Below are 23,390 nucleotides of genomic sequence, written 5' to 3'. Positions count from 1 at the left end.
GCGTTGTGCAAATCGTCGGGTCAACGCTATTCTTGGGCCCGACGTGTTTGCGTGGAACGGGAGAGCAAGCGTGGATAAAGTCATCGTCATCACTGGTGGCGGGCGCGGGATCGGAGCGGCCACGGCGCTGCTGGCGGCGGATCAGGGCTATCACATCTGCATCAACTACCAGTCCGATGAAAACGCCGCTCAGGGCATCCTCGAACAGGTCCGGGCCAAGGGTGCGCAGGCCATTGCGGTGCGGGCCGACGTGAGCATCGAAGATGAGGTGGTCGGCCTGTTCAACCGCGTCGACGCCGAATTGGGCCGTGTCACCGCCCTGGTGAACAACGCCGGTACGGTCGCCCACAAATCCCGGCTCGATGAAATGTCCGAGTTCCGCATTCTCAAAATCTTGAAGACCAATGTGCTGGGGCCGATCCTGTGTGCCAAGCATGCGGTGCTGCGCATGTCGCCCCGCCATGGCGGGCAGGGCGGTAGCATCGTCAACGTCTCGTCGGTTGCCGCCCGCTTGGGCGCGCCGGGGGAATACGTCGACTACGCGGCCTCCAAGGGCGCACTGGATACCTTCACCGTAGGCCTGTCCAAGGAAGTGGCCGGCGAAGGCATTCGCGTCAACGCCGTTCGCCCGGGTTATATCTACACCGATTTCCACGCCCTCAGTGGTGATCCTGAGCGGGTCAGCAAGCTGGAATCGGCGATTCCCATGGCGCGAGGCGGGCGTCCGGATGAGGTGGCGGAGGCGATTATCTGGTTGCTGTCGGACAAGGCTTCGTATGCGACGGGGACGTTTGTTGACCTTGGTGGTGGGCGCTGAGAACTGGGCGGTCTGCCCTGGCCTCATCGCGAGCAAGCTCGCTCCCACAGGGGATTGCGTTCCAAATGTGGGAGCGAGCTTGCTCGCGATGGCGGTAGTGCTGGCAAACCAAATATTAGAACGACCGGATAATCCGCCCCAATGTCTCCATCGCCTTTTCCGACGCCTCAGTCCAAGGCCCGCCATAGTTCAGCCGGATGCAATTCCTGAAACGTTGGGTCGGTGAAAAGATCGGCCCGGGGGCGATGCTGATGCCTTGCGCCAATGCCATCTGGAACAGCTTCAGCGAGTCGATCTGCTCCGGCAGTTCCAGCCAGAGGAAATAGCCGCCCGCCGGCTGGCTGACGCGGGTCTGGGGCGGGAAATAGCGGCCGATGGCGGCGAGCATGGCGCTTTGCTGTTCTTCCAGGGCGTAGCGCAGCTTGCGCAGGTGCCGGTCGTAGCCGCCGTGTTGCAGGTAGTCGGCGATCGCGGCCTGGGCCGGCATCGAGGCGCACAGGGATGTCATGAGCTTGAGCCGTTCGATCTTCTGCGCATAGCGCCCGGCGGCGACCCAGCCGACGCGATAACCCGGGGCCAGGCTCTTGGCGAACGAACCGCAATGCATCACCAACCCTTCGGTGTCGAACGCCTTGGCTGGTTTGGGAGCCTGCTGGCCGTAATAGAGTTCGGCATAGACGTCGTCCTCGATCAACGGTACCTGGTGTTGGCGCAACAGCTCCACCAACGCTTGCTTGCGCGCCTCGGTCATGGTGGCGCCCATGGGGTTCTGGAAGCTGGTCATGCACCAGCACGCCTTGATCGGATGGCGCGCCAGCGTCTGTTCCAGCACGTCCAGGTCGATCCCGTCACGCGGATGCACGGGGATTTCCACGGCCTTGAGCTTCAGCCTTTCCAGCACTTGCAGGCTGGCATAGAACGCAGGGGCTTCGATCGCCACGAGGTCGCCGGGCTCGGTCACCGCTTGCAGGCATAGGTTCAAGGCTTCCAGGGCGCCGTTGGTGACCAGCAATTGCTCCATGGGCAACATCAGCCCACCGACCATATAGCGCAAGGCGATCTGGCGGCGCAGTTGAGGATTGCCCGGTGACATGTCGGTCACCACCACGCGTGGGTCCATGTCCCGGGTCGCGCTGGACAACGAGCGGGACAGCCGCTGCAACGGAAACAGCATGGGGCTGGGGAATGCAGAGCCGAACGGTACGGTGGCGGGATCCTTGATCGAGTCGAGCACCGAAAACACCAGTTCGCTGACATCGACTTCAGTGGACTCTTGCACCTGGCTGCTGATGACCGGCTCGCAGAACGGGCGCGGTGCAAGATTATTGACGAAATAACCGGAACGCGGCCGGGCCCGGATCAGGCCGCGTCGCTCCAACAGGTAATAGGCCTGGAAAACAGTGGACGGGCTGACGCCGTACGTTTGGCTGGCGTAGCGCACCGACGGCACGCGCTGGCCGGGCCCCAGCATGCCGGAGCGGATCAGTTCAGCGATGTCATCGGCGAATTTTTCGTAGCGTTTCATGGCGGGCCCGGTCATAAGGGACATTGCATCTTAAAGGTTCACCGATTCATCGGCGCGACAAAACGGCTCTTGGCCACGCTGTAGACTTGCTGCTCGTCACTGTCGGCAACCTTGAAGGTCATTTCCTGGGAACCGCTGCGTGGCCGTTCGCTGAGCATCGCCACCGAGACTGGCACGTCGACGATTTCCCCCGGCGCCAGGCTCAGGCGTGTCTTGCCTTGCAGGACAAAGCCGTCGCCGTCCACCAGGGACAATTCATACGCCTGGTGTTGCTGGGTCTTGTTGATGATTTTCAGGCTATAGATGTTTTCGATCTGGCCCTGGCTGTTTTCACGGAACAGCCCACGGTCCTTGCTGACATCCAGCGACACCATGGGGCGCTCCGCCAGCGCCACCGCCAGGGCACCGATCATGACCAGCAGCACCGCCGTGTAGCCCACCAGCCGTGGCCGCAGCAGATGTGTCTTGCCTCCTTGCAGTTGATGCTCGGAGGTGTACTTGATCAGGCCACGGGCGTAGCCCATCTTGTCCATGATCGAGTCGCAGGCGTCGATGCACGCCGCGCAACCAATGCATTCCATTTGCAAGCCATCGCGGATATCGATGCCGGTGGGGCAGACCTGCACGCACATCTGGCAGTCGATGCAGTCGCCCAGTCCGACATCGGCGGGATTGACCTCGCGTTTGCGTGGCCCGCGAATGTCACCACGGGCCACGTCATAGGAAATGGTCAAGGTGTCTTTGTCGAACATCACGCTCTGGAACCGTGCGTAAGGGCACATGTGCATGCACACCGCTTCGCGCAGCCAGCCGGCGTTGAGGTAAGTGGCCGCGGTGAAAAACAGCACCCAGAACAGGCTGACGCCGCCGATCTGCAAGGTCAGCAGTTCCTCCGCCAGGGGGCGGATCGGGGTGAAATAACCGACGAATGTCAGGCCGGTGAGCAGGCTGATGACGAGCCACAAAGTGTGCTTGGCCGAGCGCCGCAGGAGTTTGTTCAAGTCCCACGGCGCGGCTTGGAGTTTGATGCGCTGGTTGCGTTCACCTTCGGTGATTTTCTCGACCCACATGAAGATCCAGGTCCATGAGCTTTGGGGGCAGGTGTAGCCACACCACACGCGCCCGGCGAACACGGTGATGGCGAACAGGCCGAACGCGGCGATGATCAGCAGGGCGGACAGCAGAATGAAATCCTGGGGCCAGAAGGTCGCGCCGAAGATGTGGAACTTGCTCTCGGAAAGGTCCCAGAGCACCGCTTGGCGACCGCCCCAGTTCAGCCATACCGTGCCGAAGAACAACAGGAACAGAATGCCGGCACCGCTGATGCGCAAGGTGCGGAACAAGCCGGTAAAGCTGCGGGTGTGGATCAGGTTGTCGGTGGTTCTGGACTTTGTTTTTGTGGGCGTGGGGTCGAAGGTCTGTATCAGTTGGGCGGGGATTCTTTCGCTCATGGTCGGTCGCTCATCAGCCGCTATCTGGCTGGGGCACTATGACCATTGAACTGTTTGCATAACAGGCTCAGGTGGGTTGATAAAAACCGGATCAGATGGGGTGAAGAGCCTTGCGCTGCGCCAGTTTGACGCACCTCACAGATTGTGGGCTTCGTTCTTGGGATGGTGTTTATATCCGTTGCTGCGGTAGTCGCTACTGACGGTTCCGCCCTTACGGCGGCTTACTTTTTTTCAGACGCCAAAAAAAGTAAGCAAAAAAGGCTTCGCCCCACCACTCGGCACCTCGCCTAGGCTCGGCGTTCCCTCACTCCGGCATTGCTCCGTGGGCCCGCCGCGATGGGCCATCCATGGCCCTGCGCGGCTATCCCGGCATCCATGCCGGGATACCCACTACGCAATACCTGCGTTCGGCCAGCGTGGTTAACGGGGCGTTCAAGATCAAAAGCCGAAGCGAGATCAAGAGCAACGCAAGATCAAAAGCGAGGCAAAATCAAAAGCAACGCAAGATCAAAAGCAACGCAAGATCAAAAAATAAGAGCCAAACGAGCCGTCAGATGACCGAATCCCCGTCCGTTGCCTTCAGATTCTGCCGCCCGTCAGCCGCCCCAGCCACGATCAGGGCATCGACCTGCGCTTCGGTCAGGTAGACCCGCCCGCCATTGAGCTCCACCGCCGACATGGCCTTGTCCGGGTCGGTGATGATGGTCAGCTCGCTGGCCGGGCGAAGTTCCGGCCCGTTGGCGGTGTCGAAATGGCAGGTCTGGTGGTCATCGATACGTACAGTCATGGTACTGCTCCTTCCTGTATGCCTAAACGTTAGGCGCCTCCCGATCGGCAGGGTTCTTCGTGGCTGATCAGCGGTCGCACGTCTCGCATCGCTTGCGGTCAATCGTTTATCGAGTGAAGAGAGGAACGTTCATGGATTCGTGGTGGGATGAAGTCTGGATGACCCTGCAAGCGGAGTTCGCCGACATCGCCGATGCCCAGCAAATGACGCGGGTGACGGTGCGCCTGGTAATGGCTGCACTGTTGGGAGGCATTTTGGGGTTCGAGCGTGAGCACAAGGGCAAGGCCGCCGGGGTGCGCACCCACATGCTGGTGGCGCTGGGCGCCGCGCTGTTCGTGCTGGTGCCGCAAATGTCGGGGTCAGAGGCCGATGCGATGAGCCGGGTGATACAGGGCGTTGTCGCCGGGATCGGTTTCCTCGGCGCCGGTACCATCTTGAAAAACGCGGATGCAGATGAAAGCCACGTCAAAGGCCTGACCACCGCGGCGGGCCTTTGGATGACCGCCGCCATCGGCGTCGCCGCCGGGCTCGGCCGGGAAGCGACGGCGGTGCTCAGCACCGTTCTGGCGCTGGCAATCTTCAGTGTGATGCCAGTGATTGTTCGGGCACTGGAGAAGGATGAGAAGCTGTAAGGCATTCGCCGGGGCTGTGCGCAAGGTCCTTGTGGGAGAGCTAGCTCGCCATAACGATGTGTCAGTCACCTCTGGCTTCGCTGACCTGACGCTATCGCGAGCAAGCTCGCTCCCGCAGGTTCACTGCGGCTAGGCTTTCAAACCCGCTCCGGCGGCGCCTCGCTTGGCGGATCGCCCTGGGGCGGCTGCGGGTCCAGCGGCGGGTCTTTTTCCGGAATCGGCTCGGGATCGGGACCCGGTGGCGGCAGGTTGGGGTCGTCGATGTTCGGATCGGGTGTTTCGGCCGGGATGGGAATGGTCATCGGGTGGTGCCTCCAGGACGCAAGTGGCTTGAGTCGTGCTTGTCTGGTTGACCACCGTTGGACGGGTTTGATTCCCCGCTGCCGGCCAGCAAATCCCGCTGAACTTTTGGCTGCCGGTCCGGTTCGGAGCTTAAGTGAGTTAATCAGGACCCGTTGGGCCTTTACCGCCACAAACGCGTCCATGGGGCGTAAAAGGAGCGATGCTCGATGACTGCCGAACAGCCGACCGACCTGGAATACAACCCGCATCTGCCGTTGTCCCAGGCCTTGTTGTTGCCGCGTATTGCGATTGAAGACACCACGCCAGTGATTGACGGCGGGCAATTTGCCGCCAAGGCCCTCGCCGGACAGGACGTGACGGTGACCAGCAAGGTGTTCGCCGATGGACACGATAAATTGGCCGTGCGAATCCGTTGGCGTGCCTTGGAAGATGACATCTGGAACAGCGAGGTCATGGCCGAGCTGGGTAATAATGGCTGGCGTGGCCAGTTCACGGTACCGGCCGTCGGACGCTACGTGTTCTGTATCGAAGCCTGGTTCGACCAGTTCGCCAGCTTCCGCTATGAATTGGAAAAAAAATACGCCGCCGGTGTGCCCATCAGCCTGGAGCTGCAGGAGGGGCGCAACCACGTGCAACAAGCCGCCGAGCGTAGCGACGGCGAATTGAGCGAACAGCTGGCCGCGTTGCACCACGAGCTTTCGGGCCTGCTGCCTGAAGAGCAAGTGGCGTTGTTTCTCGCGCCACGCAGTGCCGACTTGATGTCCCTGGCCGATCACCGGCCTTACCTGAGCATCAGTCCCGAATATCCACTGGACGTGGAGCGCCAACTGGCCGAATTCGCCAGTTGGTACGAACTGTTCCCCCGTTCGATCACCGATGATCCCAAGCGTCACGGCACGTTCAACGACGTGCATTCGCGCCTGGCGGTGATCCAGGACATGGGCTTCGACGTGCTGTACTTTCCGCCGATCCATCCGATCGGCCGCAGTTTCCGCAAAGGGCCGAACAATTCCCTGACCGCCGGTCCGGACGATCCAGGCAGCCCATATGCCATCGGCAGCGAGGAGGGCGGCCATGAGGCGATCCATCCTCAGCTGGGCACCCGCGAAGATTTCCGGCGCCTGGTGGCCGCGGCCGCCGACCATGGCCTGGAGATCGCCCTCGATTTCGCCATCCAGTGTTCCCAGGACCACCCCTGGCTGCAGCAGCATCCGGGCTGGTTCAGCTGGCGGCCGGACGGCACGATCAAATACGCGGAGAACCCGCCGAAGAAATACCAGGACATCGTCAACGTCGATTTCTACGCCGCCGATGCAATCCCCAGCCTGTGGCTGGAACTGCGGGATATCGTCGTCGGCTGGGTCAACGAAGGCGTGAAGATATTCCGTGTCGACAATCCTCACACCAAGCCATTGCCGTTCTGGCAATGGCTGATCGCCGACGTTCGTGCGCAGCACCCAGAGGTGATTTTCCTCGCGGAAGCGTTCACCACTCCAGCGATGATGGCGCGACTGGGCAAGGTCGGTTATTCCCAGAGCTACACCTACTTCACCTGGCGTAACACCAAGGCCGAGCTGGCGGCGTATTTCACCGAGCTCAATGAGTCGCCTTGGCGCGAATGCTACCGGCCGAATTTCTTCGTCAACACACCGGACATCAACCCAGCGTTCCTCCACCACTCGGGACGCGCGGGTTTCCTGATTCGTGCGGCGCTGGCGACCATGGGGTCGGGCCTGTGGGGCATGTATTCGGGCTTTGAACTGTGCGAATCGGCGCCGGTGCCAGGCAAGGAGGAGTACCTCGATTCGGAGAAATACGAAATCCGCCCGAGGGATTTCACCGTGCCGGGCAACATCATCGCCGAAATCGCCCAGCTCAACCGTATCCGTCGCCAGAACCCGGCGTTGCACACGCACCTTGGCCTGAAAATCTACAACGCCTGGAATGACAACATCCTGTACTTCGGCAAGCGCACACCGGACGGCAGCAATTTCATCCTGGTGGCGGTGAGCCTCGATCCGCATAACGTCCAGGAAGCGAATTTCGAATTGCCGTTATGGGAGATGGGCCTGCCGGACGACGCCCAGACCCAGGGCGAGGACTTGATGAACGGCCACCGCTGGACTTGGTATGGCAAGTACCAGTTCATGCGCATCGACCCGGCTTACCAGCCGTTCGGGATCTGGCGGATCAGCGTGGCATAAAACAAAAGTGAGCGGATGAAGTGCTTTGGTGGCGAGGGAGCTTGCTCCCGCTGGGTCGCGCAGCGGCCCTCTAAAAGCGATGAGCGCTTCGCACTCAAGCGGGAGCAAGCTCCCTCGCCACGTACGTCTCGCCAGCCAGCTCAACGGCTTTATAGAATCAGCAGGAGTTGCAAATGGCCAAGAAACCCCGGTCTGCCACCTTCATCAACGACCCGCTCTGGTACAAGGACGCGGTCATTTATCAGGTTCACGTCAAATCCTATTTCGACTCCAACAATGACGGAATCGGTGATTTTCCCGGTCTGATCGAGAAGCTCGATTACATCGCCGACCTGGGCGTCAACACCATCTGGCTGCTGCCGTTCTATCCTTCGCCCCGGCGCGACGACGGCTACGACATCGCCGAGTACCGGGGGGTCAGCCCGGACTATGGCACCATGGCCGACGCGCGGCGCTTCATTGCCGAAGCCCACAAGCGCAACTTGCGGGTGATCACCGAGCTGGTCATCAACCACACCTCCGATCAGCACCCCTGGTTCCAGCGGGCACGCAAGGCCAAGAAAGGCTCCAAGGCGCGGGATTTCTACGTCTGGTCCGATGACGATCACAAATATGACGGCACGCGGATCATCTTTCTCGACACCGAGAAGTCCAACTGGACCTGGGACCCGGTCGCCGGCCAGTACTTCTGGCACCGTTTCTACTCGCACCAGCCGGACCTCAACTTCGACAATCCGCAAGTCATCAAGGCAGTGCTCTCGGTGATGCGCTACTGGCTCGACATGGGCATCGATGGCCTGCGTCTGGACGCGATCCCCTACCTGATCGAGCGCGACGGCACCAACAACGAGAACCTGCCCGAGACCCACGACGTCCTCAAGCTGATTCGTGCCGAGATCGACGCCAATTACCCTGACCGCATGTTGCTCGCCGAGGCCAACCAATGGCCGGAAGACACCCAGCTCTATTTTGGCGACGTCGATGCCCAAGGCCTCAATGGCGACGAGTGCCACATGGCGTTCCACTTCCCTTTGATGCCGCGCATGTACATGGCGTTGGCCCAGGAAGATCGCTTTCCCATCACCGACATCCTGCGCCAGACGCCGGAGATTCCGGCCAACTGCCAGTGGGCGATTTTCCTGCGCAACCATGATGAGCTGACCCTGGAGATGGTCACCGACAAGGAGCGCGACTACCTATGGAATTACTACGCCGCCGACCGTCGCGCGCGGATCAACCTCGGCATTCGTCGACGTCTGGCTCCCCTGATGGAGCGCGACCGCCGCCGCGTGGAGTTGCTCAACAGCCTGTTGCTGTCGATGCCTGGCACGCCGACCTTGTATTACGGCGATGAGATCGGCATGGGCGACAACATCTACCTGGGCGACCGCGATGGCGTGCGCACGCCGATGCAGTGGTCCATCGACCGCAATGGCGGCTTCTCCCGCGCCGACCCGGCGAGCCTGGTGTTGCCGCCGATCATGGACCCGCAATACGGCTATCTGTCGGTGAACGTCGAGACCCAGTCCGGCGACCCTCATTCGCTGCTCAACTGGACCCGTCGCATGCTCGCAGTGCGCAAGCAATCCAAGGCCTTTGGCCGGGGCACGTTGAAAATGCTGTCGCCGAGCAACCGGCGGATCCTGGCGTATACCCGTGAGTACACCGGCCCGGACGGCAAGCACGAAATCATCCTTTGCGTGGCCAACGTATCGCGCAGTGCCCAGGCTGCCGAGCTGGATCTGTCGGCCTATGCGGGCATGGTCCCGGTGGAAATGCTTGGTGGCAATGCATTCCCGCCCATTGGCCAGTTGAATTTCCTGCTGACCCTGGCGCCGTACGGTTTCTATTGGTTCGCCCTGGCGGCGGAAAACCAGATGCCGAGCTGGCATGTGGAGCCGGTCCAGAGCCTGCCGGATTTCACCACGCTGGTGCTGAAAAAACGCCTGGAAGAATTGCTCGAGGCGCCATCGCGCGCCACGTTGGAGCAGAGCATCCTGCCAAGCTGGCTGCAAAAGCGCCGCTGGTTCGCCGGCAAGGACAGCGCCATCGAGAACGTCGACATCGTTTATGGCGTGCGCTTCGGCGATCCGCAACACCCTGTGCTGTTGAGCGAAATCGACGTCACCAGCGCCGGCCAGACCTTGCGTTATCAACTTCCATTTGGCCTCCTCGCCGAAGAGCACGTCGGCCCGGCGCTGCCCCAGCAACTGGCCTTGTCGCGGGTTCGTCGGGGTCGCCAGGTCGGCTTGATCACCGATGCGTTCACCCTGGAAAACTTCATTCGCGCGGTGCTCCAGGGCATTCAGGCCGGTTCGGTGCTGCCGTGCGCTGACGGTGAATTGCGCTTCGAACCCACCGAAGGTCTGGCGGCGCTGAACCTGGGCGCCGAGCCGGAGGTACGCTACCTGTCCGCCGAGCAGTCCAACAGTTCGGTGGTGGTAGGTGGCAGCCTGGTGCTCAAATTGATTCGCAAGGTCGCGTCCGGCGTTCACCCGGAACTGGAGATGAGCGCTTACCTGACCGCGGCAGGCTTCAGCAATATTTCGCCGCTGCTGGGTTCGGTGATTCGCCGCGATGCCCAGGGTGAAGATGCCTTGCTGATGATCGCCCAGGGTTACCTGAGCAACCAGGGCGATGCATGGGAATGGACCCAGAACAATCTCGAACGCGCGTTGCGCGACGAATTGGCCGACGCCGTGTCGGAGCAGGAACAGCATTACAACGCCTTGGGCGAACTGAAGGATTTCGCCGGCATGCTCGGCCAGCGCCTCGGGGAGATGCACCAGGTGCTCGCCCAGCCCACCGACAATCCGGACTTCGCGCCCCAGCCTACCAGCGCCAAGGAGGCCCAGGCCATCGGCAAGGACGTGGCCGCTCAGGTGGAAAATGCCTTGCGTCTGCTCAAACAGAACCAGGACCAATTGAACCCAGCGGACCAGGCGATGGTCGCACGCTTGCTGGAACACAGCAAAACCGTGCTGGCCCACGTCCAGGAGCTGGCCGGCAAGGCCGCTGGCGGCTTGCGCATCCGCGTGCATGGCGACCTGCACTTGGGGCAGGTGCTGGTGATCAAGGGCGATGCCTACCTGATCGACTTCGAAGGGGAGCCGGCGCGGCCGTTGCATGAACGACGTGGCAAGCACAGCCCGTACAAGGACGTCAGCGGTGTGTTGCGCTCGTTCGATTACGCGGCGGCGATGGCGGTCCAGTTGCACACCGTCGACAGCACGGCCGATGCCGATGCGGCGCGCAAGCGAGTCGCCGACCGTTATCTGACCGAGGCTCGCCAGGCATTTGTCCAGGCATATCGGCTGGCGGCAGCTAGTCTTGCCCATGAGTGGAAGGATGCTGAAGGCGAGGACGCCGCATTGGCGTTGTTCGGCCTGGAGAAGGCGGCCTATGAAGTGGCTTATGAAGCCGAGAATCGCCCTGCCTGGCTGCCCGTGCCGCTGCACGGCCTGTACGGGTTATTGAGTGGGCTTGAACCCTTTTCCGATTTAGCCGGACCGATTTAGTGGAGAGAATCATGAGCGTCTCGAACAAGGAATCACAGGGGCAGGCCAAAGAGTCTTTGCTGCCGGCCCCCCACGACATCGACGCGCTGGTGCGCGCCGAACACCACGACCCGTTTTCGATCCTGGGTCCTCATGGCGATGGCGCCGGAGGGCAATTCATCCGGGCCTATCTGCCCGGCGCGTTGAGTGTGCATGTGCTCGCCCGTGACGGCGGCGAAGAGCTGGGCGAGTTGCAGATCACCGAAACCCCGGGCCTGTTCGTCGGCCATTTCGACCGCGCCCAACCGTACCTGCTGCGCACCCGTTGGGCCGGTGGAGAGCAGGTTGCCGAGGACCCGTACAGCTTCGGACCGCTGCTGGGGGAAATGGATCTCTACCTGTTTGCCGAGGGCAATCACCGCGACCTCAGTGCCTGCCTCGGTGCTCAACTGAAAACGGTGGATGGCGTCGATGGCGTGCGCTTCGCCGTCTGGGCGCCGAATGCGCGCCGGGTCTCGGTGGTGGGGGATTTCAACGTCTGGGACGGGCGCCGGCACCCGATGCGCATTCGTTACCCGTCTGGCGTGTGGGAAATCTTCATCCCGAGGCTGGGTCCCGGCGAAGGCTACAAATATGAAATCCTCGGTGCCCACGGCATCCTGCCGCTCAAGGCCGACCCGGTGGCCCTGGCCACGCAGATGCCGCCTGATACGGCGTCCAAGGTCGCCCCGCCCCTGAAGATCGAATGGCACGACGACGAGTGGATGCAGAGCCGTCGTGAACGCCAACTACCGGGCGCGCCGCTTTCGATCTATGAGTTGCACGCCGGTTCCTGGCAGTGCGAGATCGACGAGGCGGGGGAGGTGTCCCGGCAGTACAACTGGCATGAGCTGGCTGAGCGGTTGATCCCTTACGTCAAGGACCTGGGCTTCACCCATATCGAGCTGATGCCCATCATGGAGCACCCGTTCGGTGGTTCGTGGGGCTATCAACCCCTTTCGCAGTTTGCCCCCACGGCGCGTTTTGGTTCGCCCGATGATTTCGCCGCGTTCGTCAACGCCTGCCACAAGGCTGACATTGGCGTAATCCTGGACTGGGTCCCGGCGCACTTTCCCACCGATACCCATGGCCTGGCCCAGTTCGACGGCACGGCGCTGTACGAGTACGGCAACCCGCTGGAAGGCTTCCATCAGGATTGGGACACGCTCATCTACAACCTGGGCCGCACCGAAGTCCACGGCTTCATGCTGGCGTCGGCGTTGCATTGGCTCAAGCATTTCCACGTCGACGGCCTGCGGGTGGACGCCGTGGCCTCGATGTTGTATCGCGACTATTCGCGCAAGGCCGGCGAATGGGTGCCTAACCGCCATGGCGGACGGGAGAACCTGGAAGCCATCGATTTCCTGCGGCATCTCAACGACGTGATCGCCCTGGAAACGCCTGGTGCGCTGGTCATCGCCGAAGAGTCCACCGCCTGGCCTGGCGTCAGCCAGAGCACGCAGCAGGGCGGTTTGGGTTTCGCCTACAAGTGGAACATGGGTTGGATGCACGATTCGCTGCATTACATCCAGCAGGATCCGGTGTACCGCGCCCATCATCACAACGAGTTGAGTTTTGGCCTGGTGTACGCCTGGTCCGAGCGTTTCGTTCTGCCGATTTCCCACGACGAAGTGGTCCATGGCAAGCGTTCGCTGATCGACAAGATGCCCGGTGACCGCTGGCAGAAATTCGCCAACCTGCGGGCTTATCTGAGTTTCATGTGGGGCCATCCCGGCAAGAAGCTGCTGTTCATGGGTTGCGAGTTCGGCCAATGGCGCGAATGGAATCATGACCAGCAACTGGATTGGTACCTGTTGCAGTACCCGGAGCACCGCGGCGTGCAAAGGCTGGTCAGCGATCTGAATCGACTCTATCGCGAAGAGCCGGCGCTGCACGATCAGGACGACGCACCCCAGGGCTTCCAGTGGCTGATCGGCGACGATGCGCTCAACAGCGTCTATGCTTGGTTGCGCTGGAGCAAGGACGGTCGGCCAGTGCTGGTGGTCGCCAACTTCACACCGGTGCCGCGCGAGGCGTATCGGGTGGGCGTGCCGTTTGGTGGTCGTTGGGTGGAGTTGCTCAATAGCGATGCCGACACCTACGCCGGTTCCAACTATGGCAACGGCGGCGGTGCCTCGACCGAGGCAATCCCCAGCCATGGCCAGGCGCTTTCGCTGGAACTGAACCTGCCGCCGCTGGCGGTGCTGATCCTGCGGCCGGAGGGTTAGCCCCGGATTCAGATCGAATGTGGGAGCGAGCAAGCTCGCTCCCACATTACGGTGCCGAGCTAAAAGTTCTTAGCGTCTCAGCGAACCAGGCACGGCTGCTTGTTGTTGAACGTCCAGCCCGGGATCAGGTACTGCATCGCCACCGAATCGTCCCGCGCCCCAAGCCCCATGCCTTTGTACAGCTCGTGAGCCTTGGCCAACTGGTCCATGTCCAGTTCGATCCCCAGCCCAGGTTTTTTCGGCACCTGCACGCAACCCCCCTTGATCTGCAAAGGCGCCTTGGTCAGGCGTTGGCCGTCCTGCCAGATCCAGTGGGTGTCGATGGCAGTGATGTCGCCCGGTGCGGCGGCTGCCACGTGGGTGAACATTGCCAGGGAAATATCGAAGTGGTTATTGGAATGTGAGCCCCAGGTCAGGCCCCACTCATTGCACATCTGCGCGACCCGTACGGAACCCTGCATGGTCCAGAAGTGCGGGTCGGCGAGGGGGATGTCCACCGATTGCAAGGTAATGGCGTGGCCCATCTCGCGCCAGTCGGTGGCAATCATGTTGGTGGCGGTCTTGAGGCCGGTGGCCCGACGGAACTCGGCCATCACCTCGCGGCCCGAATAGCCATTCTCCGCTCCGCAAGGGTCCTCGGCGTACGCCAGCACCTTGTGCTGATCACGGCACAAGCGGATCGCTTCCTTGAGTGACCAGGCGCCGTTCGGGTCCAAGGTGATGCGCGCCTGGGGAAAACGCTCGGCCAATGCGGTCACGGCTTCGATTTCCTCGTCGCCCTTGAGCACGCCGCCCTTGAGTTTGAAGTCCTGGAAACCGTAGTGCGCATGGGCCGCTTCGGCCAGGCGCACCACCGCTTCGGCATCGAGGGCTTTCTCGTGACGCACGCGGAACCAGTCGTTATCGGCGTCCGGTTCGCTGCGGTAGGGCAGGTCGGTCTGTTGCCGATCACCGACATAGAACAGATAGCCAAGCATCTTCACTTCGTCGCGCTGCTGGCCTTCGCCGAGGAGGGCCGCGACCGGGACATCCAGATGCTGGCCGAGCAGATCCAGCAATGCGGCTTCCAGGCCAGTGACGGCGTGGATGGTGATGCGCAAGTCGAACGTTTGCAGGCCACGGCCACCGGCGTCGCGGTCGGCAAAGGCCTGGCGCACGCTGTTGAGGATTTTCTGGTAGGTGCCGATGGGGCTGCCGACTACCAGCGAGCGCGCATCTTCCAACGTCTGGCGAATGCGTTCGCCACCGGGCACCTCGCCCACGCCGGTGTGCCCGGCATTGTCCTTGAGGATGACGATGTTGCGGGTGAAGAACGGGCCATGGGCGCCGCTGAGGTTCAGTAGCATGCCGTCGTGGCCGGCCACGGGCACGACCTGCATGCTGGTGATGATCGGGGCTTTGCTGGTGTCTGGCGTAGTCATCGTGTACGTATCCTTGAATTATTGTTGTGGTCAGGCGTGGCTGGTAACCGGGTCGGTAGAGGTCGTGGCGGATTTCTGCTTGGGTGTGTTGCGTGCGGCGAATACGATGATCGCGGCAATGATCGACGTGGCGGCGAGGCCATACAGACCGCCCTGGATCGAGCCGGTGTGCTGTTCCAGCAGGCCGAAGGTGGTCGGCGCGACGAAGCCGCCGAGGTTGCCCACCGAGTTGATCAACGCGATCACGCCGGCGGCAATGCGTGCGTCCAGGTAGGCCTGGGGAATCGGCCAGAACAGCGAAGACGCCGATTTGAAACCCAGGGCCGCGAAGCAGATCGCGACGAAGGCGAAGATGGGCCCGCCGGTGGTGGACATGAACATCCCCGCCGCGGCGATCAGCAGGGCCGCAGCGACCCAGGCCTGTTGGAACTTCCATTTGGCCGACAGCGAGGCGAAGGCGTACATGCCGACAATCGACAGCAACCAGGGAATCGAATTGAACAGCCCGACCTGAACGTCGCTGAGCTCGCCCATCTTCTTGATGATGCTCGGCAGCCAGAAGGTGGCGGCATAGATCGTCAATTGAATGAAGAAATAAATCACGCAGAACAGAATGATCTGGCGATCCTTGAGCAGTTGCCCGATGGACAGCTTGATCGGCGTCGCGGCTTCACGGGCTGCCTGTTCATCATCGATGGCCTTGACCAGCGCGTCCTGTTCAGCACGGTCCAGCCACTTGGCGTCGTGGGGCTTGGAGTCGAGCCAGAACCAGACGAAGAAGCACAGGCCGACGGAAAACATCCCTTCGATAAAGTACATCCACTGCCAACCGTGCATGCCCAGGCCGTTGATCTGCAGGAGCAATCCTGACAATGGGCCGGAAATCAGCGAAGCGATCGCCGAGCCGCTGAGAAAGATGGCGATGGCTTTGCCGCGTTCGACTCCGGGCAACCAACGGGTGAAGTAGTAAATCACGCCAGGGAAGAAGCCAGCCTCGGCCACGCCCAGCAGGAAACGCAGGATGTAGAAGTGGGTTTCGTTCTGAATGAAGGCCATGCCTGCCGCCACCAGGCCCCAGGTAAGCATGATGCGCGTCAGCCAGATTCGGGCGCCGATGCGTTGCAACAAGATGTTGGAAGGGACTTCGAACAGCGCGTAGCCGATGAAAAACAGGCCGGCGCCAAAACCGTAGGCGGCTGCACCGATGCCCAGGTCATGCTCCATATGGGAGCGGACGAAGCCGATGTTCACCCGGTCGATGTAGTTGACGATGAACATGATGACGAACAGCGGCAAGATGTGGCGCTTGACCTTGGATATAGCCGATTGCAGCACCGGATCCGCGCCGGCATTCGCCCTGAGGCTGGAGGTATTCACTGATTTTTCTCCCACTCTTTATTTTTATGCGGGGCATCGTGCGGGTGCCGATGTTGATAGACATCATACAAGTGGGTTTTTTTGTCTGACAAGCAGTTTTTGAGCACGATTGGATTGGGTGGGAAGGGTTTTTATGCCGTATTTGTGGGTTTGTAAGCCACTAAAGGCGCTTCTACCCTATCTGAACGGTTTTGAAACGGGTGTCGAATACATCCCCCTTTATGCGGTTTTAAAGGGCTATCCTGCCTGTTGTCATACAAGTAAAAGCCTCGCCGATGCACAAATCCAACCCTGCCAGTGATAGGATCGACACGCCTGTCTTCAAGGAACCCTGGCACATGCAGCAAGACATTGAAGCGCCCCTGCGCAAGCGCGCCCACAACCTGGCCCATGACTTGGTGGCGAAGTTGAGCCAGAGCATTTTGCTTGGGCAGTTGAAGCCGGGGCAGAAGTTGCCGTCCGAGGGCGCCATCGTGCAAGAGCATGGCGTCAGCCGCACGGTGGTGCGCGAGGCGATTTCCAAGTTGCAGGCCTCGGGGCTGGTGGAGACACGCCACGGCATAGGCACTTTCGTGCTGGAACAAACGGGAGAGCAAGGGCTGAGGCTCAACGTCGATACCGCGGCGGGCGTTCGGGGAATCCTGGAATTGCGCTTGGGGCTTGAGACCCAGGCCGCGGCGTTGGCTGCCCAGCGTCGCAGCGAACGGCAGTTGCAGCAGATGCGCGAGGCCTTGGATGACTATCAGCGGTTGCTCAGCAGCAATGACAGCTGCGTCGAGGCTGACCGGCGTTTCCACCTGTTGATCGCCGAAGCCACGGACAACACCTGTTTTGTCGAAATCATGCAGCACTTGGGCAGTGCGATGATTCCCCGTACGCGGGTGAACATGGCCGAACGTGGCCAGGCGGACCTGGGCAGGCTTGCGCAATTTGCCAACCTGGAGCACGAAGCGATTTACAACGCCATCAAGCGCCAGGACCCCGACGCCGCCCGCGCGGCCATGTGGCTGCACCTGACCAACAGCCGTGACCGGTTGGGTGCGGGGGGCTGACGGATCATCGTCACGTGACCCACCGCCATCGCGAGCAAGCTCGCTCCCACAGGGGATTTGGGGTGAACAGTGCGTCTGCGGATACCAAAGCACCCTTGTGGGAACGAGCTTGCTCGCGATGGGGCCAGATTGGACAACCCAAACTCAAGGCATAAAAAAACCGGCGCAACCAAGGTCGCGCCGGTGGTGGTGCCGGTGACTGCGCGAATGTCGTGGGTCCGCGCGGCCACCGTTGTGCCTGTTGTCGGTTACGCCCGTTCCAGCGCGAGGGCAACGCCTTGGCCGCCGCCGATGCAGAGTGTCGCGAGGCCTTTCTTGGCGTCGCGCTTGATCATTTCATGCAGCAGCGTCACCAGCACTCGGCAGCCCGAAGCCCCGATTGGATGGCCCAATGCGATGGCGCCGCCGTTGACGTTGACCTTGTCCATGTCCCATTCCAGCTCCTTTGCGACGGCCAAGGACTGGGCGGCGAAGGCTTCGTTGGCCTCGATCAGGTCCAGTTGGTCAAGCGACCAGCCGGCCTTGTCCAGGCAACGGCGAGTGGCCGAGACCGGGCCGATGCCCATGATCGCCGGGTCGACGCCGGCGTTGGCGTAGGCACTGATCTTTGCCAGCACCGGCAAACCCAGCGCCTTGGCTTTTTCTGCGCTCATCAGGATCACGGCGGCGGCGCCATCGTTCAGCGAGGACGCATTGCCCGCCGTGACGCTGCCGTCTTTCTTGAACGCCGGCTTGAGCTTGCCCAGGGATTCGGCGGTGGTGCCGGCGCGCGGTTGTTCGTCGACGGCAAAGGCCACCGGATCGCCCTTGCGCTGGGGAATCAGAATCGGCGTGATCTCATCGGCGAAGCGGCCGCCTTCGATGGCGGCGACGGCTTTCTGCTGGGACGCGGCGGCGAAGGCATCTTGCGCCTCGCGGCTGATGCTGTACTTGTCCACCAGGTTCTCGGCGGTGATGCCCATGTGGTAATCGTTGAACGCGTCCCACAAACCGTCGGTGATCATGCTGTCGATCATTTTCGCGTGGCCCATGCGCAAGCCGGTGCGGGCGGCTGGCAACACATAGGGGGCCAGGCTCATGTTTTCCATGCCGCCAGCGATGATCACGTCGGCATCGCCGCAGCGAATCGCCTGGGCGCCCAGGTGCAGCGCTTTGAGGCCTGAGCCGCAAACCTTGTTCAAGGTCAGCGCCGGCACGGCGTGGGGCAGGCCGGCGAGGATCGACGCCTGGCGCGCCGGGTTCTGCCCGGAGCCTGCGGTCAGCACTTGGCCGAGGATCACTTCATCGACCTGTTCGCCAGCCAGACCGGTCTGTTCCAGCAGCCGACGAATCACTGCGGCACCGAGCTCCGGCGCGGGAATGGAAGCGAGCGAACCCTGGAAACTGCCGATGGCGGTACGGGTAGCGGCGACAATCACGACTTCTTGCATCGAATCTCTCCTCACTGGGCAGCGAACTGCATTTCAGGGACGTGGTCCGGCACGATCAGTTTGCCGGCGGTCTTGGCGACGATTTCCTCGACGCTGACGCCCGGGGCGCGTTCCTTGAGAATAAAGGCGCCGTCCTGGATTTCCAGGTAGGCCAGGTCGGTGAGCACGCGCTTGATGCACCCGGCGCCGGTCAGCGGCAGGCTGCAGCGAGGCAGCAATTTCGACTCACCGTCCTTGGACGCGTGGGTCATGGTGACGATGATGTTCTCGGCACCGGCCACCAGGTCCATTGCGCCGCCCATGCCCTTGACCAGCTTGCCGGGGATCATCCATGAGGCGATATTGCCTTCGACGTCCACCTCGAACGCGCCGAGCACGGTCAGGTCGATGTGGCCGCCGCGAATCATCGCGAACGATTCGGCGGACGAAAAGATCGACGCGCCGATGCGCGCGGTGACGGTTTGTTTGCCGGCGTTGATCATGTCAGCGTCGACTTCTGCTTCGGTGGGAAACGCGCCCATGCCGAGCAGGCCATTTTCCGATTGCAACATGACTTCCATGCCTTCGGGGATGTAGTTGGCGACCAAGGTCGGGATGCCGATACCGAGGTTTACGTAATAGCCGTCTTGCATTTCGCGGGCGACGCGCTGAGCCATTTGTTCGCGGGAAAGTGCCATGGTGTCATTCCTTCATTCGGGCCGGGGGCAGGGGATCACTTACGCACGGTGCGCTGTTCGATGCGCTTTTCAAACGTGCCGCAGATGACCCGGTCGACGTAGATGCCGGGGGTATGGATCTGTGCCGGGTCCAGCTCGCCGGGCTCGACGATTTCTTCGACTTCCACCACGGTGATCTTGCCCGCCGTGGCGGCCAGGGGATTGAAGTTCTGGGCGGTGTGGCGATAGATCACATTGCCGAAATGGTCGGCTTTCCAACCTTTGACGATGGCGAAGTCGCCAGTGATGGATTCTTCCATCAGGTACTGGCGACCGTGGAACTCGCGTACTTCCTTACCTTCGGCCACGGGGGTGCCGACGCCGGTGGCGGTGAAGAACGCCGGGATGCCTGCGCCGCCCGCACGCATTTTTTCGGCGAGGGTGCCTTGGGGGGTGAGCACGACTTCGATTTCGCCGCTCAGCAATTGCTGTTCGAACAGGGCGTTTTCGCCCACGTAGGAAGCCACCACCTTGCGAATCTGCCGGTCCACCAGCAGGACGCCGAGGCCGAAACCGTCAACGCCGCAGTTGTTGGAAACCACGGTAAGGTCGCGGGTGCCCTTGCGCTTGATCTCGGCGATCAGGTTCTCTGGAATGCCGCATAGACCGAAGCCGCCGGCGATGACGGTCATGCCGTCCTTCAAGCCGTCCAGCGCCTCTTCGTAAGAGCTCACGCGTTTGTCGAAACCTGCCATAGACACCTCTTTTATTCTTGAATGGGGTCGCAATGGAATGCAGTGTTGCGCCAAGTCATATATTTGTTAAGTTGATTTTTACGTTGCATTGATTGATAAAACTCAATAAAGGCTGGCATAAGCTTGCAGCTCGAAACTGACCACTCGCCGCTGGGAGCGTTAGCGACTATGACCCTCAAGCAAATCCGCGCTTTCCTTGCCGTCGCCCAAAGCCTGAGCTTCGCCGTGGCTTGCGAGCGGTTGCACCTCTCTCAATCGGCCCTGAGCCTGACGATCAAGGCGCTGGAAGAGGGCCTCGGTGGCCGTCTGTTCAGTCGCAATACGCGTAACGTCGCGTTGACCCCCGAAGGCGAATCACTGCTGCCACTGGCCCGCCGGCTGGTGGCCGATTGGGATAACGCCGAAGACGAAATGCGCCAGCGTTTCACCTTGCAGCGTGGCCGTGTGACCTTGGCCGCGATGCCATCCTTCGCCGGCAACCTGCTGCCGCCGATCCTCAAGACCTTCCGCGCGCGGTTCCCAAATGTCAACGTCACGGTCAACGACGTGATCAATGAACAGGTGCTGGAAATGGTCCGCGATCGCCACGTGGAGCTGGGGGTGGCGTTCGAGCCGATGCAGGGTTCGTCGCTGGTGTTCACGCCGTTGTACCTGGACCGTTTCGTCGCGGTGGTGCCGCTGGATTCGCCATTGGCCCAGCGCGACGAACTCCAGTGGGAGACTTTATTGGAACAGCCGTTCATCACCTTGCAACGGCCCTCTACCGTGCGGGTGATGCTGGAGGAGCATCTGCAATCCCGAGGCATGAAACTGCCCGTGGAATTCGAGAGCCACCAACTGGCGACGGTCGGGCGGATGGTTGCCAGCGGCCTGGGCGTGAGCGCCGTGCCGGCCCTGTGCGTCGGCCAGATGCACGAGCTGGGCGCCCGCTGCATCACCCTTGGCGAGCCAGTCATAGAACGAGCAATCGGCGTCCTGACCAAGCCGGGCTACGAGCTGTCGGCGGCGGCCCAGGCATTGTTCGATACGTTCAAGGATCAGGACCTGTGGGAGCGAGCTTCAGGTCAGCAGCGGCAATAGCTGCTCACACGGCATTTCAACCTTCAAATCCAGCAACTCATCGGCCCGGGTCTTGCCCCGGTTGATCGCCAGCAGCGGCTTGCCCTGGTCCTTGATTGCCCGGCACAGGCGAAACGCCGAATAGGCCATCAATGACGACCCCACCACCAACAATCCATCCGCTTGTTCAACGGCTTCCATGGCGCGAGCGGCGGTGGGCGCGGCGACGTTTTCACCGAAAAAAACCACATCCGGTTTCAGGCGTTCACCCGCGCAATGGGGGCAACGCGGAACCTGGAAGCGTGCCTCGAACGCCGGGTCCAGCAGCGTGTCGCCATCGGGCGCCTGCACTGCGTCGACACCGGTCAGGTAGGGATTCTCGGTTTCCATCAAGGCCTGGATGTGCTGCCGCTCGCTGCGCTGGCCGCAATCGAGGCACAGCACTCGATGCAAGCTGCCGTGCAGCTCGATGACCTGGCGGCTTCCGGCCCGGTCGTGCAGGGCGTCGACATTCTGTGTGATCAGCGCGCTGATGCGCTCCGCCGCCTGCAACGCTGCAAGGGCCTCGTGGGCCAGGTTCGGGCGCGCTTGGCGCAGGCGTGGCCAGCCCAGCATGGCCCGCGCCCAGTAGCGTCTTCGCGCCTCGGGTTTGGCGAGAAACTCCTGGTACATCATCGGTTGCCGGCCCCGACGAACGCCGTCGCTGTCACGGTAGTCGGGGATGCCGGAAGGGGTGCTGATTCCCGCGCCCGTCAGCACCAGGAAACGGCGCCCGGACAGGTATTCCTGTAGTTGTTCGATGGGTTCACGGTGAAGATCGTCGGGCATTGCTGTGCTCCGCTGGCCTTGAATCGTAGAGGTTAGCATCGGGTCCGCGGTACGCCTTTCGTCGCCCTCCGATGCTGTTTCTTCAAACTTTCCCGGCGCGGCGGACATCCACCCTATGTGCGGTATTTCAGAGCTTTCGCACTGCAGTGCGCCAATGACACTGAATAAGGAGAACGCAATGGCAACCCCTAAAGAGAACCTGCTGGATTGGCTCAACGATGCTCACGCCATGGAACAGCAAGCGGAGAAAATGCTCAAGGCCCAGGCCGAGCGCCTGGAACATTATCCGGTGCTCAAGGCCCGAATCGAACAGCACATCGAAGAGACGCTCGGGCAGCAGAAGTTGGTCGAAGGGTGCATCCAACGCCTGGGCGGCAGCCCCTCGATGCTCAAGGACATGGCCGGCAAGCTGATGGCGTTCGGTCAGGCCATGGGCGGCATGGCGATGAGTGACGAAGTGGTCAAGGGTGCCATGAGTGGCTACGTTTTCGAAAACCTCGAGATTGCTTCCTACACGGTGCTGATCGAAGCGGCGAAAGTGGCCGGCGACGTGGAAACCCAAAGGGCTTGCGAGCAGATCCTGCCCCAGGAAATCGCGATGGCCGATTGGCTGCGCGAGCATTTGCCGGAAATCACCCAGGCATTCCTGGAGCGTTCGGCCAACCCGCATACCGAAGCCAAGCGCTGAGGTTGGAGCTTGCATGAAAGGCGCGGCCGGTTGCTCCGGCCACGTCACAACCTGCCGTCAAAACGATAGAGGACAGGTATGAAGCAGACCACCGGAGAGGTAAGAGCCATCAATCGACAAAGCGCCAGGGTCGGCGTCTACGTGGCGCAAGAGGATGGCCACACGGTGCTCGAACTGGGCCCCGCCAACGACGTTGACATCGGCGACATCATTGAATGGGACAGCGGCACGGCCGTGGGCACCCAGACTTATCGCAACCTGACCAAAGGTTGGGTTGATGAAGTGTATGTCGCCAAGCATGGCGTTGCGGCAGCGAACCTTGAGGTGCAGTTGCTGGTGGGATCCTGATAGCGCGAATGCAGGAGGAGGAGCATGAGTGAATTGAAATGTGGCTGCCCCGGCTGTCACTGCGACGTCGATCCCGAGCGGGTGTTCAATCACGACGGCGAGGCTTATTGCAGCCAGGCCTGCGCGGAACAACACCCCAACGGCGAGCCGTGCCCGGCGCAGGATTGCCATTGCGAACGCAGTGGCAAAGTTGGCGAACGGGACATTACCAACGATCAACTGGATGAAGCGCTGGAAGAGACGTTCCCGGCCAGCGACCCGATCTCGCCCTGAATAACGCTTTATCCGGGTAT

At 61.5% G+C, this 23,390-nt stretch carries 20 protein-coding genes; 10 read left to right on the top strand and 10 right to left on the bottom strand.

All coding sequences use genetic code 11. The features are described 5' to 3' along the window. Nucleotides 1-70 precede the first annotated feature (70 nt). Nucleotides 71-817, top strand: coding sequence for an SDR family oxidoreductase (locus tag J3P90_RS16130; protein WP_434675035.1), 747 nt, complete (start codon nt 71-73; stop codon nt 815-817). A 115-nt stretch (nt 818-932) separates the two neighbouring features. Here the strand turns inward: J3P90_RS16130 and mapR are convergent, their stop codons facing one another. The 3 genes from mapR to J3P90_RS16115 form a co-directional block, all read right to left on the bottom strand. Continuing rightward, on the bottom strand, nt 933-2,342 hold the full coding sequence (gene mapR / locus J3P90_RS16125) for a GntR family transcriptional regulator MpaR (RefSeq protein WP_434675034.1): 1,410 nt from the start codon (nt 2,340-2,342) through the stop codon (nt 933-935). A 38-nt stretch (nt 2,343-2,380) separates the two neighbouring features. Further along, nucleotides 2,381-3,793, bottom strand: a complete 1,413-nt coding sequence (gene ccoG, locus J3P90_RS16120; RefSeq protein ID WP_420764555.1) for a cytochrome c oxidase accessory protein CcoG — start codon at nt 3,791-3,793, stop codon at nt 2,381-2,383. A gap of 550 nt (nt 3,794-4,343) precedes the next feature. Next, a complete protein-coding gene (locus J3P90_RS16115) occupies nt 4,344-4,580 on the bottom strand; it encodes a DUF3203 family protein (RefSeq protein WP_420764554.1) in 237 nt (78 codons plus the stop codon). Nucleotides 4,581-4,711: 131 nt separating this feature from the next. Here J3P90_RS16115 and J3P90_RS16110 point away from each other — a divergent pair, with 131 nt between their 5' ends. Further along, nucleotides 4,712-5,212, top strand: coding sequence for an MgtC/SapB family protein (locus J3P90_RS16110; RefSeq protein WP_434563448.1), 501 nt, complete (start codon nt 4,712-4,714; stop codon nt 5,210-5,212). Nucleotides 5,213-5,349: 137 nt separating this feature from the next. Here the strand turns inward: J3P90_RS16110 and J3P90_RS16105 are convergent, their stop codons facing one another. After that, complete coding sequence (locus tag J3P90_RS16105; protein WP_434563450.1) at nt 5,350-5,514, bottom strand: hypothetical protein; 165 nt, start codon at nt 5,512-5,514, stop codon at nt 5,350-5,352. Nucleotides 5,515-5,721: 207 nt separating this feature from the next. Here J3P90_RS16105 and J3P90_RS16100 point away from each other — a divergent pair, with 207 nt between their 5' ends. From J3P90_RS16100 to glgB, 3 genes are all read left to right on the top strand, one after another. Continuing rightward, nucleotides 5,722-7,719 carry an alpha-1,4-glucan--maltose-1-phosphate maltosyltransferase gene (locus tag J3P90_RS16100; RefSeq protein ID WP_434675033.1) on the top strand — a complete coding sequence of 666 codons (1,998 nt, stop codon included), beginning with the start codon at nt 5,722-5,724 and terminating at the stop codon, nt 7,717-7,719. Nucleotides 7,720-7,892: 173 nt separating this feature from the next. Beyond that, entirely contained in the window at nt 7,893-11,237 is a 3,345-nt protein-coding gene (gene treS / locus J3P90_RS16095) for a maltose alpha-D-glucosyltransferase (RefSeq protein WP_434650633.1), read from the top strand. An 11-nt stretch (nt 11,238-11,248) separates the two neighbouring features. Beyond that, on the top strand, nt 11,249-13,483 hold the full coding sequence (glgB, locus tag J3P90_RS16090) for a 1,4-alpha-glucan branching protein GlgB (RefSeq protein WP_434563456.1): 2,235 nt from the start codon (nt 11,249-11,251) through the stop codon (nt 13,481-13,483). A gap of 77 nt (nt 13,484-13,560) precedes the next feature. On the opposite strand, the gene gudD is transcribed toward glgB, so the two are convergent. Continuing rightward, nucleotides 13,561-14,904: a glucarate dehydratase gene (gudD, locus tag J3P90_RS16085; RefSeq protein WP_420764542.1), complete on the bottom strand. Its 1,344-nt coding sequence runs from the start codon at nt 14,902-14,904 to the stop codon at nt 13,561-13,563. 30 nt (nt 14,905-14,934) lie between these two features. Further along, a complete protein-coding gene (locus tag J3P90_RS16080; RefSeq protein WP_434563460.1) occupies nt 14,935-16,281 on the bottom strand; it encodes an MFS transporter in 1,347 nt (448 codons plus the stop codon). A 338-nt stretch (nt 16,282-16,619) separates the two neighbouring features. On the opposite strand from J3P90_RS16080, the gene J3P90_RS16075 reads away from it, so the two are divergent. Then, nucleotides 16,620-17,333, top strand: coding sequence for a FadR/GntR family transcriptional regulator (locus tag J3P90_RS16075; RefSeq protein WP_420764540.1), 714 nt, complete (start codon nt 16,620-16,622; stop codon nt 17,331-17,333). Between the two features lie 248 nt (nt 17,334-17,581). Here J3P90_RS16075 and J3P90_RS16070 read toward each other — a convergent pair whose 3' ends face one another. From J3P90_RS16070 to J3P90_RS16060, 3 genes are read right to left on the bottom strand one after another with little or no spacing between them, the layout of a single operon-like run. After that, nucleotides 17,582-18,763 carry an acetyl-CoA C-acetyltransferase gene (locus J3P90_RS16070; protein ID WP_420764539.1) on the bottom strand — a complete coding sequence of 394 codons (1,182 nt, stop codon included), beginning with the start codon at nt 18,761-18,763 and terminating at the stop codon, nt 17,582-17,584. Nucleotides 18,764-18,774: 11 nt separating this feature from the next. After that, a complete protein-coding gene (locus tag J3P90_RS16065; RefSeq protein WP_003180355.1) occupies nt 18,775-19,440 on the bottom strand; it encodes a CoA transferase subunit B in 666 nt (221 codons plus the stop codon). A 35-nt stretch (nt 19,441-19,475) separates the two neighbouring features. Then, nucleotides 19,476-20,174 (bottom strand): CoA transferase subunit A, encoded by a 699-nt coding sequence (locus J3P90_RS16060; RefSeq protein WP_420764538.1) that lies wholly within the window; start codon nt 20,172-20,174, stop codon nt 19,476-19,478. 168 nt (nt 20,175-20,342) lie between these two features. Between J3P90_RS16060 and J3P90_RS16055 the strand changes: the two genes are divergently transcribed. Beyond that, complete coding sequence (locus J3P90_RS16055) at nt 20,343-21,254, top strand: LysR family transcriptional regulator (protein ID WP_420764537.1); 912 nt, start codon at nt 20,343-20,345, stop codon at nt 21,252-21,254. On the opposite strand, the gene J3P90_RS16050 is transcribed toward J3P90_RS16055, so the two are convergent. Next, nucleotides 21,234-22,061, bottom strand: coding sequence for an NAD-dependent protein deacetylase (locus tag J3P90_RS16050; RefSeq protein WP_420764536.1), 828 nt, complete (start codon nt 22,059-22,061; stop codon nt 21,234-21,236). The two genes, J3P90_RS16055 and J3P90_RS16050, sit on opposite strands and share 21 nt — an antisense overlap. Before the next feature lie 178 nt (nt 22,062-22,239). Between J3P90_RS16050 and J3P90_RS16045 the strand changes: the two genes are divergently transcribed. The 3 genes from J3P90_RS16045 to J3P90_RS16035 all read left to right on the top strand — a co-directional run bounded on the left by J3P90_RS16045 (nt 22,240) and on the right by J3P90_RS16035 (nt 23,370). Then, complete coding sequence (locus J3P90_RS16045) at nt 22,240-22,749, top strand: ferritin-like domain-containing protein (protein WP_434675032.1); 510 nt, start codon at nt 22,240-22,242, stop codon at nt 22,747-22,749. Between the two features lie 78 nt (nt 22,750-22,827). Next, on the top strand, nt 22,828-23,097 hold the full coding sequence (locus J3P90_RS16040) for a hypothetical protein (RefSeq protein WP_420764534.1): 270 nt from the start codon (nt 22,828-22,830) through the stop codon (nt 23,095-23,097). Between the two features lie 24 nt (nt 23,098-23,121). Further along, complete coding sequence (locus J3P90_RS16035; protein WP_420764533.1) at nt 23,122-23,370, top strand: metallothionein; 249 nt, start codon at nt 23,122-23,124, stop codon at nt 23,368-23,370. Nucleotides 23,371-23,390: the final 20 nt, after the last annotated feature.

Source organism: Pseudomonas sp. D3-10 (genome assembly GCF_051132175.1).
Lineage (GTDB): Bacteria > Pseudomonadota > Gammaproteobacteria > Pseudomonadales > Pseudomonadaceae > Aquipseudomonas.
Note: the sequence above shows the minus strand (reverse complement) of the source record. Positions and strands in the feature narration are given on the sequence as shown.

Bases quoted from the DNA above. Each gene is read 5' to 3' on its own strand.
- J3P90_RS16035 (WP_420764533.1), top strand. From the start codon at position 23,122: ATGAGTGAATTGAAATGTGGCTGCCCCGGCTGTCACTGCGACGTCGAT.
- J3P90_RS16070 (WP_420764539.1), bottom strand. From the start codon at position 18,763: ATGCAAGAAGTCGTGATTGTCGCCGCTACCCGTACCGCCATCGGCAGT.
- J3P90_RS16050 (WP_420764536.1), bottom strand. From the start codon at position 22,061: ATGCCCGACGATCTTCACCGTGAACCCATCGAACAACTACAGGAATAC.
- J3P90_RS16040 (WP_420764534.1), top strand. From the start codon at position 22,828: ATGAAGCAGACCACCGGAGAGGTAAGAGCCATCAATCGACAAAGCGCC.
- J3P90_RS16045 (WP_434675032.1), top strand. From the start codon at position 22,240: ATGGCAACCCCTAAAGAGAACCTGCTGGATTGGCTCAACGATGCTCAC.
- J3P90_RS16110 (WP_434563448.1), top strand. From the start codon at position 4,712: ATGGATTCGTGGTGGGATGAAGTCTGGATGACCCTGCAAGCGGAGTTC.
- J3P90_RS16105 (WP_434563450.1), bottom strand. From the start codon at position 5,514: ATGACCATTCCCATCCCGGCCGAAACACCCGATCCGAACATCGACGAC.
- mapR (WP_434675034.1), bottom strand. From the start codon at position 2,342: ATGAAACGCTACGAAAAATTCGCCGATGACATCGCTGAACTGATCCGC.
- J3P90_RS16115 (WP_420764554.1), bottom strand. From the start codon at position 4,580: ATGACTGTACGTATCGATGACCACCAGACCTGCCATTTCGACACCGCC.
- ccoG (WP_420764555.1), bottom strand. From the start codon at position 3,793: ATGAGCGAAAGAATCCCCGCCCAACTGATACAGACCTTCGACCCCACG.
- J3P90_RS16075 (WP_420764540.1), top strand. From the start codon at position 16,620: ATGCAGCAAGACATTGAAGCGCCCCTGCGCAAGCGCGCCCACAACCTG.
- gudD (WP_420764542.1), bottom strand. From the start codon at position 14,904: ATGACTACGCCAGACACCAGCAAAGCCCCGATCATCACCAGCATGCAG.
- J3P90_RS16100 (WP_434675033.1), top strand. From the start codon at position 5,722: ATGACTGCCGAACAGCCGACCGACCTGGAATACAACCCGCATCTGCCG.
- treS (WP_434650633.1), top strand. From the start codon at position 7,893: ATGGCCAAGAAACCCCGGTCTGCCACCTTCATCAACGACCCGCTCTGG.
- J3P90_RS16055 (WP_420764537.1), top strand. From the start codon at position 20,343: ATGACCCTCAAGCAAATCCGCGCTTTCCTTGCCGTCGCCCAAAGCCTG.
- J3P90_RS16065 (WP_003180355.1), bottom strand. From the start codon at position 19,440: ATGGCACTTTCCCGCGAACAAATGGCTCAGCGCGTCGCCCGCGAAATG.
- glgB (WP_434563456.1), top strand. From the start codon at position 11,249: ATGAGCGTCTCGAACAAGGAATCACAGGGGCAGGCCAAAGAGTCTTTG.
- J3P90_RS16060 (WP_420764538.1), bottom strand. From the start codon at position 20,174: ATGGCAGGTTTCGACAAACGCGTGAGCTCTTACGAAGAGGCGCTGGAC.